Here is a 16,173-nt window from a genome sequence, read left to right as displayed (position 1 = left end):
TGTGACGTTAAACCATGGTCACAGGCTACGACTCGCACCGCAGGCCGTCAGTTAGCTGGAACACACGAAGCCCGACCGCGATACGTTATCATTTAACGATTTGTTAACGTCACGGGGATTGCAATGGCAGTAGTGTTGGGACCTATCTTGAAGTTCTGCGGCTGCGCCGACGGCATGTGGACAGTCAGCGCGCTGGTCGTGTGGAACGGCGAAGTACCGCCCGCAGTCACGGCAGCCGTGTTGCCAGGTGCCGCAGCAGAAGTCCGCACGCTGGCCGTCGAATCCCGCCGCTTGCGCACCCGCTTGCACAAGCGCGCCGTGCATGCCGTCGAGAGCTGGCAGTTCGCCATCGAGCAGCACGCCACGCGCGAGCAGCAGGTCCAGTACATCGTCGATGGCCAGGCTTTCACCTTCGTCGTGCCGGCACGCGACAGCGCCCCCACCTGCGCCTACACCTCCTGCAACGGCTTCTCCGACTACAAGAAGATGAAGGACATCCCGCAGGACCCGGTATGGAACAAGATGCACGACAACCATGTGCAGCGCCCCTACCACCTGCTGCTGATGGGCGGCGACCAGATCTACAGTGATGCCATGTGGAGCACGACGGCCCTGAACGACTGGGCCGCTGCCCCGAACGACAAGAAGCTCGCCAACAAGCCGGTCACCAAGACGCTGCAAACCGAGATCGACGATTTCTTCTTCGGGAACTACCTGAAGGTCTGGGCATATCCGCACGTGGCGCGCATGTTCGCTAGTGTTCCGACGGTGATGATGTGGGACGACCACGACATCATCGATGGCTGGGGCTCTTACCCTGAGAAGTTCCAGCAATCGCCCGTATTCAAGGCAATCTACGACGTGGCGCGCGACTACTTCCTGCTGTTCCAGCAGCACTGCGCGGCGGAGAATGAGCTTCCGATGCGCCTGCCGCAGCAACCCGGATTTACCAAGGCCGTCCGCTTCGGCGATTATGGCTTGCTGGTGCTCGACTTGCGCAGCGAGCGCACCCCGGACGTGGTCATGGGCCAGCAATCGTGGGATGCCGCCTACGCCTGGCTGGAGGCGCAAGAAGACTGCAAGCATCTGCTGCTCATGTCCAGCATCCCGGTCGTGCACCCAGACTTCAGCACGCTGGAAATGCTGCTGTGCGCCCTGCCCGGCCAGCAGGAGCTGGAGGACGACCTGAAAGACCACTGGTTAAGCCGCACCCACCAATGGGAGCGCCTGCGCCTGATCCATCGCCTGCAGGAATGGTCGCAGCGCACCGGCGGCCGCGTGACCATCCTCTCCGGCGACGTGCACGTGGGCGCCATCGGCGCGATCGAATCAAGCCAGAAGCATTACCGGGGCAAGCCGGTTACCATCCACCAGCTGACCTCCTCCGGCGTGGTGCATCCGCCACCGCCCGCGATGGCGCTGTTCTACCTCGAACATGTCGGCGACAAGGTGGAACAACTGGAAGGCGGCATCACGACCTCGATGTACAAGTTCCCCGGCACTTCGCACCGCTACATCGGCGCGCGCAACTACCTGAGCCTGGAACCGGATCGCGCGGTGGACGGGCGTTCATGCAACCGCCTGTGGGCCAACTGGTACGTGGAGAACGAGGCGCAGCCCTACCGCCAAGCCATCCTGCCGCTGAAATAGGGCGTTGTAGCAAGTTCACAACGGCACGTCCACATTGGAGACGCCGCAACGGACCCCACAATTACACAAAGGACGACACTTTATTTACCACTTGTAAATATATATTTGATAATATTTTACAGGACGCATCCAAACGAATGTAGCATCGATCTACGCACCGGAGGTCGCGATGCCTGCCCCGCCCATTGCTGCCGGACTTGCTGTCTTGTCCCGTCTCCTGTTCTACGTGATGGCATGCGGCGTACTGCTCGCGACTCCCGCAATCGCCTGGGAGCAAGTCGCCGGGCCGCTGGGCAGCGTTGCGCTGCTGGGTTGCCTCGCGATTGGCAGCGCAGCCGGGGCAACCGCATTTTTTTTCCGCGCACACCTCACACATGGCTTGCACACGCTACTTGCAGCCACCGACAAGTTCAGCCCGCGCAGCAGCTTGCTCGCCATCGTGGCATGCGGCATTGTCTTGCGCCTTGCCTGGGCCATGGTCTTCCCCGCAACCACGGTGTCTGATGGAGCGGTTTACCTGAAACTGGGGCAGCAGCTCGCTGCCGGTGAGCCGTATTTCATCGCCAACTCGCATGCATTCTGGCCGCCTGGCTATCCGCTCTTCCTGGCCGCTTGGCTGCACTTGCCGCTGCCGGCCGCCACCATCGTCCTGCTGAGCAACCTGACGCTATACCTGCTTGCCAGCCTGCTCGTGTGGAGATTGGCAAGCTGCGCGGCCGGCCAGCAGGCGGCGCGCCTGGCTGCCTTCCTGCTGGCCGTCTGGCCCAACTACCTGGCCTGCGCGGTGACGGCCGAGAAAGAAAACCTGCTGGTCTTCCTGCTGCCGCTGGTGCTCTTTCTGTACACGCACCGGTCGGCGGGTCCGTTGCCGCGCATCGCGGCAGGCCTGGCACTCGGCTTTTCCGCCCTGGCCCAGCCATCCACCATGTTCTTCCCGGCTGTCCTGCTGTGCTATGAATTGCTGCAGCGCCGCCCATGGCGCGCCGTCCTCGCAGCGCTGGCTACGCTGGTCCTTGGCATGGCGCTTGTGATCGCCCCGTGGAGTGCGCGCAATACGCGAGTGTTCGGTGAATTCCTGCTGATCACGTCGAACGGTGGCGACAACCTGTACCGCGCCAACAATCCACTCGCGACGGGCGGCTATACCAGGCGCGGCGAAGTGGAGCTCGACAATCTCGGCGAACTCGAACGCAACCGCACCGGCCTGCAATTGGCAAAGGAATGGATCAGCAGCCATCCCGCTGCGTTTGTCGGCCTGATACCTGTCAAACAAAAACTGTTTCTCGGCGACGATTCATTCGGGCAGTACGTCACGGTGCGCAGTGGCGGGGGCAGCAGCCGTACCTACCTGGTGGCGAAACTGGCCGCCAATGCTTTCTGGTATGGGTTGTGGGCCTGCTTGCTGGCGCTATCGTTGCGCGGCGCCGGTCCCGGTGACGCCGCTTTGCATTCGACCCTGGTGCTGGGCTATGCCTATTTCTTCGTTCTGCATAGCGTGTTTGAAAGCAGCAGCAAATACCATGTCCCGCCGCTGGCCTTGCTGGCGATCTTCGGCGCCGCCCAACTGGTACGTGCAAGCCAGGCCGGCATCCACCAGTCCGACAGCACGCGCAGCGTGTTGCGCGAGATGTTGATGCTGGCCCGTTACGCCGTCATTGGCGCCGTGGGCACAGGATTGCATTACCTGCTGCTTGTGGGCCTGGTACAGGGCTTCGGGACGAATAGCGGGTTGGCAGCCATGGCCGGCGCCACCGCCGGTGCGCTTTGCAACTATCAACTGAACCGGCGTTTCAACTTCCGTAGCACACGGCCGCATCGCGAAGCCCTGCCGCGCTTCCTGATGATGGCAGCCGTCGGCATTTTCCTGAATGGCTTGATCGTCGGGCTGCTCCATGCGGCAGGCTGGCATTACCTGCTGGCGCAGGTATTCGCCACGGCACTCATCCTCCTGATTAACTACCAAGCGAGCAAATCATGGATATTCCAACCCACCAGGACCTGACCCCACGCCCTGCCGGCATGCCCAGCATTTCCATCGTTGCGCCTGCCTACAACGAAGAGGAAGTGCTTGGGGAATTCCATCGACGCGTAACGGAAGTCATGGTGCAGCTTGGCGCTGATTACGAAATAGTGCTGGTGAACGACGGCAGCCGCGACAAGACGTTGCTGCTGATGCAGCAATTGCGCGAGGCGGATCCGCACGTCGCCATCGTCGACCTGTCGCGCAACTTCGGCAAGGAGATCGCGTTGAGCGCCGGCTTGGACCATACCAATGGCGATGTGGTCGTGGTGCTCGATGCAGACTTGCAGGACCCGCCCGCCCTGATCCCGGACATGCTCGACATCTGGCGCAGGGGCTACGATGTAGTCTACGGCGTACGCACCAGGCGCGATGGCGAAAGCTGGCTGAAACGAGCTACCGCCAAGGCCTTTTACAAGTTGATCCGCCGTCTCAGCCGCGTCGCGATTCCGACCGACACCGGAGACTTCCGCCTCATGTCGCGCCGCGTGGTCCAGGAAATGAAGCGCCTGCGCGAGGTACACCGTTTCATGAAAGGCCTGTTTGCCTGGGTCGGCTTCTCCTCGCATCCGCTGTACTACCGCAGGGCGCCGCGCGCTGCCGGCACGACCAAATGGAACTACTGGAACCTCTGGAATTTCGCGCTGGAAGGAATTACTTCGTTCACAGTAGCGCCGCTCAAGGTGGCCACCTATGTTGGACTGGGTGTCGCAATCATGGCGCTGGCATATGCGGTATTCGTCGTGTGGAAAGCGCTGGCGTTCGGCGATGAAGTCAAAGGCTACCCTTCGCTGATGGCGGTAATGCTGTTCCTGGGCGGCATCCAGCTGGTGGCCATCGGAGTCATCGGCGAATACCTTGGCCGCATCTTTGACGAGGTCAAGGCACGCCCGCTCTACCTGGTCAATCGCTGGCACGCCTCGGGCCTGGTCGGCGACGCCAGCAAAAACACGGTCAAGATCGGCACAGCGGGCCGGCCGTGGCGCCGGCCGTCAACGCCGGCTGCCACAACACCTGCAGCGCGCCGGCTGGCTCGCCATTGACCCGCGCCAACAGCATTTCGGCCATTTTCGCGCCGGCGGCGCGGGCATTGGGCTGGTCGATGGTGGTGACGTCGATATCTGCCAGCGTGTCGGCCATGCTGCCCCAGACGATCAGCGAGATCTCCTGGCCGATCGCGATGCCGGCGTCGAGCAGGGCGCGCACGGCGCCTACACCGGCAAGGTGGTTGTCGACCACGATGGCGCTTGGGCGCGGCGTCGTTGCCAGCAGTGCCTGTACGGCCGCATAACCGGCGCGGCGGTCGATGCAATCATCGACCAGGTGGCGCGGATCGGCGGCCAAGCCGGCGCCGGACAAGGTGGCGAGGAAGCTGGCGCGGCGTTGCGCTGAGAAATTCATCGCCAGCGGTGCGCTGACCATGGCGATGCGCTGGTGACCCAGCGACAGCAAGCGCTCGAGCGCCATGCGGATGCCGGCCTCGTTATCGTAGTCGAACCATGCGTACGGCGCGTCAAGTTGCGTTCGGCCGTGGGCGATGAAGGGGAAGCCGGCCTTGGCGAGAAAGGCGATGCGCTCGTCGTGCACCAGCGTGCGGCTGACCACCAAGCCGTCGAGGCGGCGGCCGCGCACCATTTGCTCGTAGGACGGCATTTCGTTCGCTGGCGACACGGGCGCGATGATGAAGTTCATGCGCTTTTGCTCAAGAGCTTCCGACATCCCGCCCACCACCTCGAGGAACATGGCGTCGCCCAGGTCGGCCGGCAGCAGCGGATAGATTGTGCCAAGCACGTTGCTGCGGCCAACGGCCAGGCTGCGCGCCATCGGATTGGCTTCGTAGCCCGACTCCCGCGCCGCGCGCAGCACGCGCTCGCGCGTCAACTCGCTGACTTCGGGATAGCCGTTCAGCGCGCGGCTGACGGTAGTCTTCGACATGCCGAGTTTGTCGGCGAGGCTCTTCAGGTTCATCGCGAAATTATAGCCGGTGCCTCCAGTCCACCGTCGCTGCCATCGACCGCACGCTTGAAGAAGTACAGCGTGACCAGCACGATCGCAATCGGCACCAGCGTCAGGTAGAACGCGAAATGGCCGCTGAAGGCGCCGAACACATAGCCGGTGATCAGCGAGCCGGTGGTGCCGCCCAGCGCAGAGAATATCACCAGCAGGCCGGTCATCGCAGAATGCTGGTGCTTGGGCAGGGAGCTCAGCATCACGGAATTGATGCCCGGGTAGACCGGCGCCATGAAAAGACCAATCAGGGGGAACAGGAAGGCCGCAAGCGGCGCATCGCCCCATCCTGCGCCCTGCGCAACGACCACGTCGTGCGTCATCGGCAGCGCAATCAAGACCACCGCGCCCATGCCGAGCAGGCAGGCGTTCATCACCGGGTACCAGTGCATGCGGCGCATCAGGACGCCAGCCGACAGGCGCCCTGCGGCCAGGCAGGCGGCGAAGATGCTTGTGACCTGCACACTCATCGCAGCCGGGAGATGCAGGATCTCGTTGTTGAAGGTCGGCAGCCAGGTGCCCACGCTCTGCTCGATCAGCACGTACAGGAAGGCCGTCAGCACGAAAACGCACACCAACGGCTTGAAGAACAGCTTGAGCATCGCCGCAAATTCCTGCGGCAGGCTGCGCGCTTCCGGTGGCGCGGCCAGCCTCTCGTCGAAAGGTGTCGCCAGCAGCAGCACGAAGGTGAGCACGCACAGGGCGGCCAGCACCCAATACACATGCAGCCAGCTTTGCGAGCGCGGGTCGTCCGAGTCGATGAAAAAGCTGAACACCCAGTAAGCGCACAGCACCCCGACCATGAAGAAGCCTTCCAGCGTATTCATGATGCCCGCATGCTGGCGGCGGTCGGCGGCTACCAGGCCGAGGGTGGAGTAGACCGACACTTTCACCAGCGCGAAGGATATGCCGACGCACAGGAACAGCATTTTGGTAGTGAGGAAGGAAGGCAACAGCGGCATGGACAGGCAAGCTCCCGTGACGATGGCAAGCCCGGCCAGCATGGCCTTCTTGTACCCGATGCGCGGCAGGAAGCTCGCCACCAGGAAGGACACCACGGCGATTGGCAAGTCCTTGAAGCCTTCCAGCACGCTGGCGGCGGACTTGCTGACGCCGTAGTTGCCGATGACCTGCAGGATCACCGTGCCAACACTGTTCAACAGTATGGCGAACGTGAAATAGATCAGGAACAGGACCCAGGTGATGCGCCGGTTTTGCATAGTGTCTCCATGATATTCTTGAATTGTCCCAGTCCCGGGATCACGGTGTCCGCCTGCCACAGCGTGGCCGCCTGGCCAACGCCAATGGCGAACATGCCGGCCGCCTTGATCGCGGTCACGCCGGCAACGGCGTCCTCCACGCCAACGCAATCGGCCGGGTCTACGCCCAGTTCCGACGCGGCGCGCAGGAAGATTTCGGGATCGGGTTTGCCGCGCGCGATCGTCGCCGCGTCTACGACATAGTCGAATTTCTCGGTGATGCCGAGGCTTTCCAGCACCGTGAAGGCGTTCTTGCTGACCGACGCAAGGCCCACCTTCAAGCCTTGCGCGCGGCACCAGTCCAGCGCATCCACCGCGCCGGGCAACAGGTCGGCGGGCGACATTTCCGCGATCAGCGTCCTGTAATGCTCGTTCTTGGTGTCGGCCAGCGCCAGTTTCTCCGCGTCGCTGTAGCTGCGGGGCGCGCCAGCCAGTATCAGCTCGAGCGAACCCATGCGGTCGATGCCCTTCAGGTTCTCGTTGAAGGCTTCGTCGAAATGCACGTCCTGCGACTGCGCAAGTCTTTGCCAGGCGAGGAAGTGATAGTGGGCGGTATCGGTGATCACGCCATCGAGGTCGAAGATAACGGCTTTCATGCAAGCTCCTGTACCGGCGCAGCCGGTGTAACGGTAACGGGCGCGCCGCGGTGCTGGAAAACCAGCGACTCGCCGCGCAACAGCGTGTATTGCGTGCCGCTCGGGCTGACGCGCACTTGCAGCAAGCTGCCGTGCAGGTGGATGCGGAACTGGTAATGCTGCCACTGTTTGGGCAATGTCGGCGCAAAGCGCACCTTGCCGTCCACCACGCGCATGCCGCCGAAGCCGTAAGCCACGCCCAGCCAGGTTCCGGCCATGGCGGCCGTGTGCACGCCGTAGTGCGTATTGCCATGGGTGTTATCCAGGTCGAGCCGGGCGGTTTCCATGAAGTAGTCGTAGGCCTTGCCTTCGTAGCCCACTTCGGAGGCGATGATGCTGAAAATGCAGGACGACAGCGAGGAATCGTGCGTCGTCACCGCTTCGTAGTAATCGAAGTCGCGCTTCTTGTCTTCCAGCGTGAATTGTTCGCTGAGCAGCAGCAGCGCCAGCACCACGTCGGCCTGCTTGCAGACCTGGTGGCGGTAGATCACCATCGGGTGGTAATGGAGCAGCAGGGGATATTTTTCGGCTGGCGTACCGGCGAAGTCCCACACCTTCTTGTCGAGGAAACTGTCATCCTGCGGGTGGATGCCAAGGGCCGCGTCATAGGGCAGCAGCATCGCAGCGGCAGCGCTGCGGAATGCTTCAAGCTCGCCGTCATCCAGCGCAACGGCGGCGGCAATGCGCGCCCAGTCCTGCGGGTATTCGCGTGCGATGCGCCCGGCCGCCGAGGCGGCAAATTGCAGATGCAGCTTCGCCATCGCGTTGGTGTAGTAGTTATTGTTCACCAGCGCCGTGTATTCGTCGGGCCCGGTCACTTCGTTGATCACGAAGGCGCCGCCACGGTTATAGCTGCCGATGCCGAGCCAGATGCGCGCGGTTTCAAGCAGGATCTCGGCGCCGTATTGCAGCAGGTAGGCATCGTCGCCGGTGGCATCCATGTACTGCTTGATGGAGTAGGCAACGTCGGCGTTGATGTGGTACTGCGCTGTGCCGGCCGGGAAGTAAGCGGAGCATTCCTCGCCAGCGATGGTGCGCCACGGGTACAACGCACCCTTGGCGTGCGACATCTGGCGCGCACGTTCGCGTGCGGCGGGCAAGCCGGCGTAGCGGTACTCCAGCAGCTTGCGCGCGATCTCCGGCTTGTTGTACAGGAAGAAGGGGAAGATGTAGATCTCCGTGTCCCAGAAATAGTGGCCTTCGTAGCCCTCGCCGGTCACGCCCTTGGCGGAGATATTGGTCTTGCCGTCGCGGCCCACCGATTGCAGCAAGTGGAACTGGTTGAAACGGATGCCTTGCTGGAGCGCGTCGTCGCCCGCCACTTCCACGTCCGCCTGCGCCCAGAACTCGGCCAGGTAGGCTTCCTGCTGCGCGGCGAGCTTGTCGAAGCCCAGGCCACGCGCCGCTTCCAGTTCGGCGCGCGCACGTGCCAGCAATTCGTCTGCCGCGTAATCGCGCGAACTGACATAGCAGCCGTACTTCACCAGCCGCACGGCCTGGCCGTCGTGCGCATCGACGGTGTACGACTGCACAAGGCGCGAACCCTCGGCGCGCTGCGCGAACGAATGCGGCGCATCGAGCACCTGCGCGGCGGCCGACACCAGCGTGAAACCGCTGTTGTGGGTGCGCTGCTGCAGGGCCGCGAAGTGCGGCGCCAGCTCGGTGCCGGCCAGCGCCAGCGCCGGACCGGTCGTGGCGGAGCCTACCCGCGGATCGTCGCCAGCCTCCAGGTTGCGCACCACGCCGTCGATCGTGCATTCGAGCCGCACGGCGCCGTCGAAACCAAGCGGCGTCACCGTGAATTCGATGGCGAACAGGTGCTTGCTGGCGAAGCTGACCAGGCGGCGGCTGCGCAGCTGCACGCGGCGGCCGGAAGGCGCCTGCCAGAGCACATCGCGCTCCAGCAAGCCGGTGCGGAAGTCGAGGCGGCGCTCATAGCTTTCGACACTGCCCTGCAGCAGGTCGAAACGCTCCTCGCCGAGCCACAGCGCAATGCCCTTGGCGTTTGGCACGTTCAGCATGAACTGGTTGTTGCGCGCCAGGCCATAGGCATTTTCGGGGTAGTGGATCGGTTCCGATTCATAGAAACCGTTCAGGTAGCTGCCGTCCAGCGAAGTGCCGGCCGGGCCCGCATAGCCTTCTTCCGGCGTGCCGCGCAGGCCGATGTAGCCGTTGCCTAGCGCGAACAGGGTCTCATCCAGGAAATTCGACGCCGCATCGAAGGACGTTTCGCGGATGCACCAGGCATCGAGGGGGAAAGTGTGCTGCATCTTCATCCTTCTGTTTCGTTCAAACCGGTTTGGAAACGGTATAAAAAATTTTTACGTGGCGCGGACGATCAGCGCGGTCGGCAGGGTTTCGGAAGCCACGGGACGCCCCTCCAGCAGGTCCAGCATCTTCTTCGCCAACAGCACGCCGCCATCGCGCAGGTACTGGTGCACGCTGGACAGCGGCGGCACGAAGCTCACTGCGCCCGGCGTATCGTCATAGCCGATGACCGATACCTGCTCCGGCACGCGCACTTCGCGCTCGGCCAGTGCACGGATCGCGCCCATCGCCAGCAAGTCGCTGGCGGCAAACACGCCGTCGAACGACAAGCCCTTCTTCTTCAGCAGGGAGTCCAGGCAATCAAAGCCGGCTTCGAAGGTAAACGCCTTCGGCCGCATGATGTGCACGCTACCCTGCCCTCCCAGCGCGTCAATAAAGCCCGCGCAGCGTTCCTGCACCTCGGCGTGGTCCACGTCGCCAAGGAACAACACCTTCTTGCGCCCCAGTTCGATGAAGCGCTGGGCGACACTGATGCCGCCCTTGCGGTTGTCGCTGCCGACCACCACGGTATCGGAGCCCGCCCCTGGCGCGCCCCACACCACCAGCGGCTGGCTGCGCTTTTTGAGCGCGGTCACCGCTTCGCCATGCGAACCCTGGCCCAGCAGGATCAAGCCGTCGGCGCCTTGCACCGGGGCGGTATCCAGCAGCTGGCGCGAGGTCAGCACCACGCTGTAGCCGGCTGTCGTCAGCTCCTGCGTGATCCCGCCCAGCAATTCCAGCGGGTAAGGGTCGGACATGGGCCGGCCCTTCTCGGGTGTCATTTCCACCACCACTGCCACCGAGTATGAACGCCCCATGCGCAGGTTGCGTGCGCTCACGTTCAGGCGGTAGCCCTGGGCTTCCGCGATCTGGCGCACTTTCTCCCGCGTTTCTTCCGTCACAAGGGGACTGCCACGCAGGGCGCGCGACACGGTAATTTTTGAAACCCCTGCCAGCTTGGCGAGGTCTTCCATAGTTTTATTGACAGCCATGCGGGGCATTATGACAGATTTCCAAACCCTGCAACAACAAAATGACATCGATAACATTTCGATTGACATCGATATCATTTCTTGATTCAATGGTCAGGCCTTGGAAGCCGAATCACATAAAACGAAAGAAGAGACACGTATGAAAAACCATCGGAAGTTCCTGTTGTCGTCCATTTCCATCGCTGTACTGACCTTGATCGGCCAGGCCCAGGCCGCGGAACAGGAAGGCCAGCCAGCCGCGGCGGAAGCCGCGCCAGCCCCGGCTGCGGCAGACGCCGCCGTCCAGAAAGAAATCCAGCAAGTGGTCGTGACCGGCGTGGCGTCGGCCCGCGGCGTGCGCAAGCTGGACTCGGCCTTCTCCATCACCACCGCCTCGGAAGAACAGCTCAAGCAAGCGGCTCCGATCAGCACTGCCGACGTCATGAAGCTGGTGCCGGGCGCGTTTGCCGAATCGACCGGCGGCCAGTCCGGCGCCAACATCCAGGTGCGCGGCTTCCCCTCCGGCTCCGATTCGCCTTTCGTCTCGGTGCAAATGCAGGGCAATCCGCTGTATCCGGTGTCTACCCTGTCCTTCTTCGAGGGCTCCTCGGCCTTCCGCCTGGACGACACCATCGAACGCGTGGAAGTGCTGCGCGGCGGCCCGAGCACCATCTTCTCCAGCGGCCAGCCGGGCGCCACCATGAACTTCATCCTGAAAAAGGGCGGCGACACACCGGAAGGCTCGGTGCGCTTCACCACCGGCACCGGCGAGCTGCGCCGCATTGACGTCTTCTACGGCGGCAAGATCTCCGATGGCTGGTACGGCACCATCGGCGGCTTCTACCGCAACACCCACGGCGTGCGCGATTCCGGCTTCCCGTCCGATGACGGCGGCCAGGTTACCGCCACCCTGACCCGCAAGCTGGACCAGGGCGAAGCGACCTTCTACGTGCGCCGCACCGACGACAAGAATGCCTTCTATACCGGCGTGCCGCTGATTTCCAGCGATGAAGGCCGCACCATCACCGAATTCCCCGGTTTCGATCCGCTCAAAGGCACCTTGATGAGCAACGAAATGCGCCGTTTCACCGTGGAAGCCGCGCCGGGCAAGACCTTGAATTACGACCTGGGCGACGGCCGCGGCCTGAAATCCACCGTGCTGGGCATGGAGTTCGAGCAGGACTTCAATGGCTGGAACGTCTCCAACAAGTTCAACCACTTCGACGGCGACCTGAACACCATTGCCATGTTCACCGGTAACAACCCCTTGTCGATGTCGGCTTACAACACGGCGGCCCTGGCCGCGAATGGCGGCGCCACCGCCACGGCTACCTACCTCGATGGCACGCCTGTCGCGGCCAACCAGCAAGTGGTGCAGGCCGGCCTGTGGGCAGTCGAAAAGAAGTTGAAATCCTTCACTGACGAAATCCGCGTCAGCAAGGAATGGATCAAGGACAACACCCTGACCGTGGGCGGCTACTTTGCCAACTACTCGTCGGACGACGTGTGGTACCTGGGCAGCAGCCACCTGATGACGGCCGTGCCGAATGCGCGCCTGATCAACGTCAAGCTGGACAACGGCGTCATCGTGTCCAACAACGGCAAGGATGGCAGCGTGTTCTACGCCCCGGTCGCTTCCTATGACGGCAGCAATACCGCGCTGTTCATCGCCAACGAGTGGAAGGTCAACGACAAGATCAAGATCGACGGCGGCGTGCGCCGCGAGCGCCAGAAGCTTGACGCAACGATCTCCAACCTGGCCACGGGCGACACCGACAACAACCCGCTGACCGTCTACAACAACAATACCTCGATGCCGACCGGCTCCAACACGGCGCTGAACCGCACCGACTCCGCCAACAGCTTCACCGTCGGCGGCAACTACAAGCTGGCCAAGGACATGAGCGTGTTCGCCCGCGCCAATATGGGCCACACCTTCATCGCCTTCGACGACTTGCGCAATGCCGGCACCCAGGCCAAGGTCGACGACCGCAGCTTCCTGCCGACGCCGAAGATCAAGCAATACGAGGTAGGCTTCAAGACTGCGGGCCAGCTGTACAGCGCCTACATCAATTACTTCCACACCGATTTCGAAGGCATCGCCTTCCAGCAGATCCTGTCCAATGGCACCATCCTGAATTCGGTGTCCGGTTCCAAGGGCGACGGCGTGGAAGTGGAGCTGGCGGTACGCCCGATCCGCGACCTGTCGCTGAGCCTGTCCGGCAACTGGCAGGATTCGAAGTACAAGGACAACCCGCTGACCGAAGGCAAGCTGGTGCAGCGCCAGCCGAAGCTGCAATACCGCTTCACGCCTACCTACCGCATCGCGATGGGAGAGAACAATTCGCTCAAGCTGTACGGCACGTACACCTATGTCGGCGACCGTTGGGCCGACCAGTCCAACCTGCAATACCTGCCTTCGTACAAGACGGTAGACCTGGGCGCACTGTTCACCATCGGCGACAAGATCGAAATCCGCCTGAGCGGCAATAACATCACCAACGAACTTGGCCTGACCGAAGGCAACTCGCGCCTGACCACGGGCGGCAGCGGCCCGATCAATGCCCGCCCACTGTTCGGCCGCAGCTGGGAGCTGTCGTTGGCCTACCGTTTCTGATGCCGTAACCCCCCTTAGTCCCAGTTCCCCTCCGGGCGTCGCAGGATTTTCCAAGGCTGCGGCGCCCTTTTTTTCCCTTGCAAAGCGAGCTCTAGTATTCGCCCACCTTTTCGCCTAAGCTGACCAAGATGCCTGAATGAAAGGTCTCTATCAAGGTAGACTTGTGGTGTCCCTGAACTCCATCAACGCTCTGCAGACAGCCTTGGCCTTTGCCGAACGCAAGGTCCAGTTCGATCGCGACCAGGTGGCCCGGGACCAGGACCGCCTGGACGCCAGCCGCTCCCAGCTGCAACTCGACACCCAATCCCTCTCCAGGGCACAACAGGACAGCTCACGCGCCCAAGCCGAGCCAGCGCCAACGCTGCGAGCGCCTCGCCTTGATTACGCCATCGGGCAACGCATCCCAGCCGGCGTGCTGCCCACGCCCCCGACCGTCAATACCCTCGGCCAGGCGATCGGCAAGCTGATCAATGTTCAAGCGTGAGCATGCCCGGGCGCAGCCTCGCCCTGGCGTGCAACAAGCTGATCAATTTTTTTGGGCCTGCGGCTGCAGGCGAGCCAGTGCAGTGACTGCCGGCCGGTAGCCCCCCGCCGCTGAGCGCCGGTACAACTCCAGGGCGCGAGCGTTGTCCTGGGGCAGTAGCTCGCCCTTTTCCAGCGCCTCGCCCAAGGTAAACTGCGCCATGCGGTCCTGTTTATCGGCTGCTTCCTCAATCAGCTTCAGGCCCTGCTGCGGCTCACCGCCTTCACGCAGCAGCCATGTCCCCAGCACGGCCATGGCCATGGCGTTGCCCTGGGCGCCGGATTTTTCCAGCAGTTCGCGCCCGCGCGCCAGGTCTTGCTCCCTGCCCCGCCCGATCAGCAGCGACATGCCCAAGGTCATTTGCGCGCTGGCGCGGCCCTGGGCAGCAGCTTTCTCGATCCAGGCCCAGCCTTCGTCGGGAAGCCGTTCTGTTTGCTTCCCCATCATCAGCACATTGCCCAAGCCCTCTTGGGCGAGGGAAAAACCGTGTTCGGCGGACTGGCGCAGCCAGCGCATGGCTTCGTCTTTATTGCGTTCGGTAGCCTGGCCAGTTGCATAGGCCACACTCAGGCGGTACATGGCTTCAGCGTCGCCTTGCAGCGCCAAGGCTTTGTCCTTTTCGAAGATGGCTTGCAGTTGTGCGGGCGTCTTTTTGGGCTCGATGGTCCAGACATACTGCATCTTGGTCCAGGTCGGTTCAGTGCGGCCTACGCTCTCAGGCGGCGTGAATGCGCACTTGGCCAGCCCATCCTGCGCCGCCAGGTCCAGCTGGACATGGCCACTCGACTTTTCAACGCGCGATTCCAGCACCTTGCCGTCCAGGCCAATCAGGAAGGCCAGGATGACCGTCCCGCCTTGCTCCTTGCGCAGTGCTTCCTTCGGCCATTCGGGTTTGGCGCAAGTCTTCAGGTCAGCGGAGATCTGCTTCGTGACGCTCCGGTCGATACGTCCGACCCCTTCCGCCTGGGCAGGAAGAATAGCCAGACTGGCCAGCAGGGCTGGCAAGACTTTCAGTAAGGTCATGGTGGTCACTTGTCATGAGGTTAACATTTTCCTCACTGTAACACGACTCCGCTTGCTGCGGAATGGGCCACATTCTCAAAAACTGCTGGTAGGGTTTCATGGCATCCTCCACCAGGCGCCGGTGGCCTGCGGTTGGGCGATAGCGAGGGCTTCGCCGATCATCGGCGTCGCCAGGGTTTGGCCGCGGGCGGCGGCCAGGGCCGTGATCTGTTCGAACGGGTCGTCCCAGCTATGCATGGCCAGGTCGAAGGTGCCGTTGTGGATCGGCAGCATGACCTTGCCGCGCAGGTCGATGTGGGCCTGCATGGTTTCCTTCGGCTGCATGTGGATGTCCGGCCAGTTCGGGTCGTAGGCGCCGGTTTCCATCAGCGTCAGGTCGAAGGGGCCAAAGCGCTCGCCAATCTCGCGGAAGCCCTTGAAGTAGCCGGTATCGCCACTGAAAAACACTTTCAGGCTGCCGCTCTCGATCACCCACGAGGCCCACAGGGTCTTGTTGCTGTCCCACAGCGTGCGTCCGGAAAAATGCTGGGCCGGGGTGGCGGTGAGCTTCAGGCTGCCGGCCGTGGCCGACTGCCACCAGCCCAGTTGCTGCACCTTGGCCGCAGGAACACCCCAGGACACCAGGGTGTCGCCCACACCCAACGGCGCCAGGAAGTATTCGGTCTTCACTTCGAGTTCGCGAATGGCGGCGTAATCGAGGTGGTCGTAATGGTTGTGCGACAGGATTACGCCCTTGATCGGCGGCAGTTCGGCAATGCTGATCGGCGGCGCGTGGAAGCGGGCCGGACCAGCCCACTGCACCGGCGAGGCGCGCTTGGAAAACACCGGATCGGTCAGCCAGAACTCGCCGTTGAGCTTCAACAGGATGCTCGAATGCCCCAGGCGGAACAGGCTGTTGTCAGGCGCCGCCAGCAGCTGCTCGCTAGTGAGTGCTTGCACTGGCAAGGCTTGCGCCGGCACGGTATCGGCCGGTTTGTTGAAGGTGAAGTCCCACAGCACCTTGAGCATTTTCAGGAAACCCGGCTGCTGGCGCGGCGCGTCATTGCGGTATGCAGGGCGAGAATCAGCGGCGTTGAATGCAAGGCAAGTCATGATGAAGATCGCTCCAATCAGCAGGGTTCGTTTCATGTTCAGTTCAGAAAATTTACACTACACAGTGTA

The 16,173-nt window shown here is 62.6% G+C and carries 12 protein-coding genes; 5 read left to right on the top strand and 7 right to left on the bottom strand.

Features of this window, described 5'->3' with window-relative positions; translation table 11 throughout:
- The first annotated feature begins 123 nt into the window (after window positions 1-123).
- The 3 genes from ACN9MY_RS03080 (at window position 124) to ACN9MY_RS03070 (ending at window position 4,713) form a co-directional block, all read left to right on the top strand.
- Complete coding sequence (locus tag ACN9MY_RS03080) at window positions 124-1,650, top strand: alkaline phosphatase D family protein (RefSeq protein ID WP_426320428.1); 1,527 nt, start codon at window positions 124-126, stop codon at window positions 1,648-1,650.
- Window positions 1,651-1,819: 169 nt separating this feature from the next.
- On the top strand, window positions 1,820-3,652 hold the full coding sequence (locus tag ACN9MY_RS03075; RefSeq protein ID WP_426320426.1) for a GtrA family protein: 1,833 nt from the start codon (window positions 1,820-1,822) through the stop codon (window positions 3,650-3,652).
- A complete protein-coding gene (locus ACN9MY_RS03070) occupies window positions 3,625-4,713 on the top strand; it encodes a glycosyltransferase family 2 protein (protein WP_426167367.1) in 1,089 nt (362 codons plus the stop codon). The genes ACN9MY_RS03075 and ACN9MY_RS03070 overlap by 28 nt, the downstream gene beginning before the upstream one ends.
- On the opposite strand, the gene ACN9MY_RS03065 is transcribed toward ACN9MY_RS03070, so the two are convergent.
- The 5 genes from ACN9MY_RS03065 to ACN9MY_RS03045 are packed head-to-tail and all read right to left on the bottom strand — an operon-like array spanning window position 4,625 to window position 10,870.
- Window positions 4,625-5,638: a substrate-binding domain-containing protein gene (locus ACN9MY_RS03065; RefSeq protein WP_426167365.1), complete on the bottom strand. Its 1,014-nt coding sequence runs from the start codon at window positions 5,636-5,638 to the stop codon at window positions 4,625-4,627. The genes ACN9MY_RS03070 and ACN9MY_RS03065 overlap by 89 nt on opposite strands.
- Window positions 5,635-6,897 carry an MFS transporter gene (locus ACN9MY_RS03060; protein WP_426320423.1) on the bottom strand — a complete coding sequence of 421 codons (1,263 nt, stop codon included), beginning with the start codon at window positions 6,895-6,897 and terminating at the stop codon, window positions 5,635-5,637. Before ACN9MY_RS03060 ends, ACN9MY_RS03065 begins: the two co-directional genes overlap by 4 nt.
- Window positions 6,861-7,532 (bottom strand): beta-phosphoglucomutase, encoded by a 672-nt coding sequence (gene pgmB, locus ACN9MY_RS03055; protein WP_426320421.1) that lies wholly within the window; start codon window positions 7,530-7,532, stop codon window positions 6,861-6,863. Before pgmB ends, ACN9MY_RS03060 begins: the two co-directional genes overlap by 37 nt.
- Complete coding sequence (locus ACN9MY_RS03050) at window positions 7,529-9,841, bottom strand: glycoside hydrolase family 65 protein (RefSeq protein WP_426320419.1); 2,313 nt, start codon at window positions 9,839-9,841, stop codon at window positions 7,529-7,531. Before ACN9MY_RS03050 ends, pgmB begins: the two co-directional genes overlap by 4 nt.
- Window positions 9,842-9,892: 51 nt before the next feature.
- Window positions 9,893-10,870 carry a LacI family DNA-binding transcriptional regulator gene (locus tag ACN9MY_RS03045; RefSeq protein WP_426167357.1) on the bottom strand — a complete coding sequence of 326 codons (978 nt, stop codon included), beginning with the start codon at window positions 10,868-10,870 and terminating at the stop codon, window positions 9,893-9,895.
- Between the two features lie 139 nt (window positions 10,871-11,009).
- On the opposite strand from ACN9MY_RS03045, the gene ACN9MY_RS03040 reads away from it, so the two are divergent.
- Together ACN9MY_RS03040 and ACN9MY_RS03035 are read left to right on the top strand one after the other, a co-directional pair.
- Complete coding sequence (locus tag ACN9MY_RS03040; RefSeq protein WP_426320417.1) at window positions 11,010-13,466, top strand: TonB-dependent receptor; 2,457 nt, start codon at window positions 11,010-11,012, stop codon at window positions 13,464-13,466.
- Between the two features lie 166 nt (window positions 13,467-13,632).
- Window positions 13,633-13,950 (top strand): hypothetical protein, encoded by a 318-nt coding sequence (locus tag ACN9MY_RS03035; protein WP_426320415.1) that lies wholly within the window; start codon window positions 13,633-13,635, stop codon window positions 13,948-13,950.
- 42 nt (window positions 13,951-13,992) lie between these two features.
- Here ACN9MY_RS03035 and ACN9MY_RS03030 read toward each other — a convergent pair whose 3' ends face one another.
- A complete protein-coding gene (locus tag ACN9MY_RS03030; protein ID WP_426167351.1) occupies window positions 13,993-15,012 on the bottom strand; it encodes a TonB family protein in 1,020 nt (339 codons plus the stop codon).
- A 96-nt stretch (window positions 15,013-15,108) separates the two neighbouring features.
- A complete protein-coding gene (locus ACN9MY_RS03025) occupies window positions 15,109-16,104 on the bottom strand; it encodes an MBL fold metallo-hydrolase (protein ID WP_426323670.1) in 996 nt (331 codons plus the stop codon).
- Window positions 16,105-16,173 lie beyond the last annotated feature (69 nt).

It is taken from the genome of Pseudoduganella sp. R-31, assembly GCF_049913235.1.
Classification (GTDB): Bacteria; Pseudomonadota; Gammaproteobacteria; order Burkholderiales; family Burkholderiaceae_D; genus Rugamonas.
Note: the sequence above shows the minus strand (reverse complement) of the source record. Positions and strands in the feature narration are given on the sequence as shown.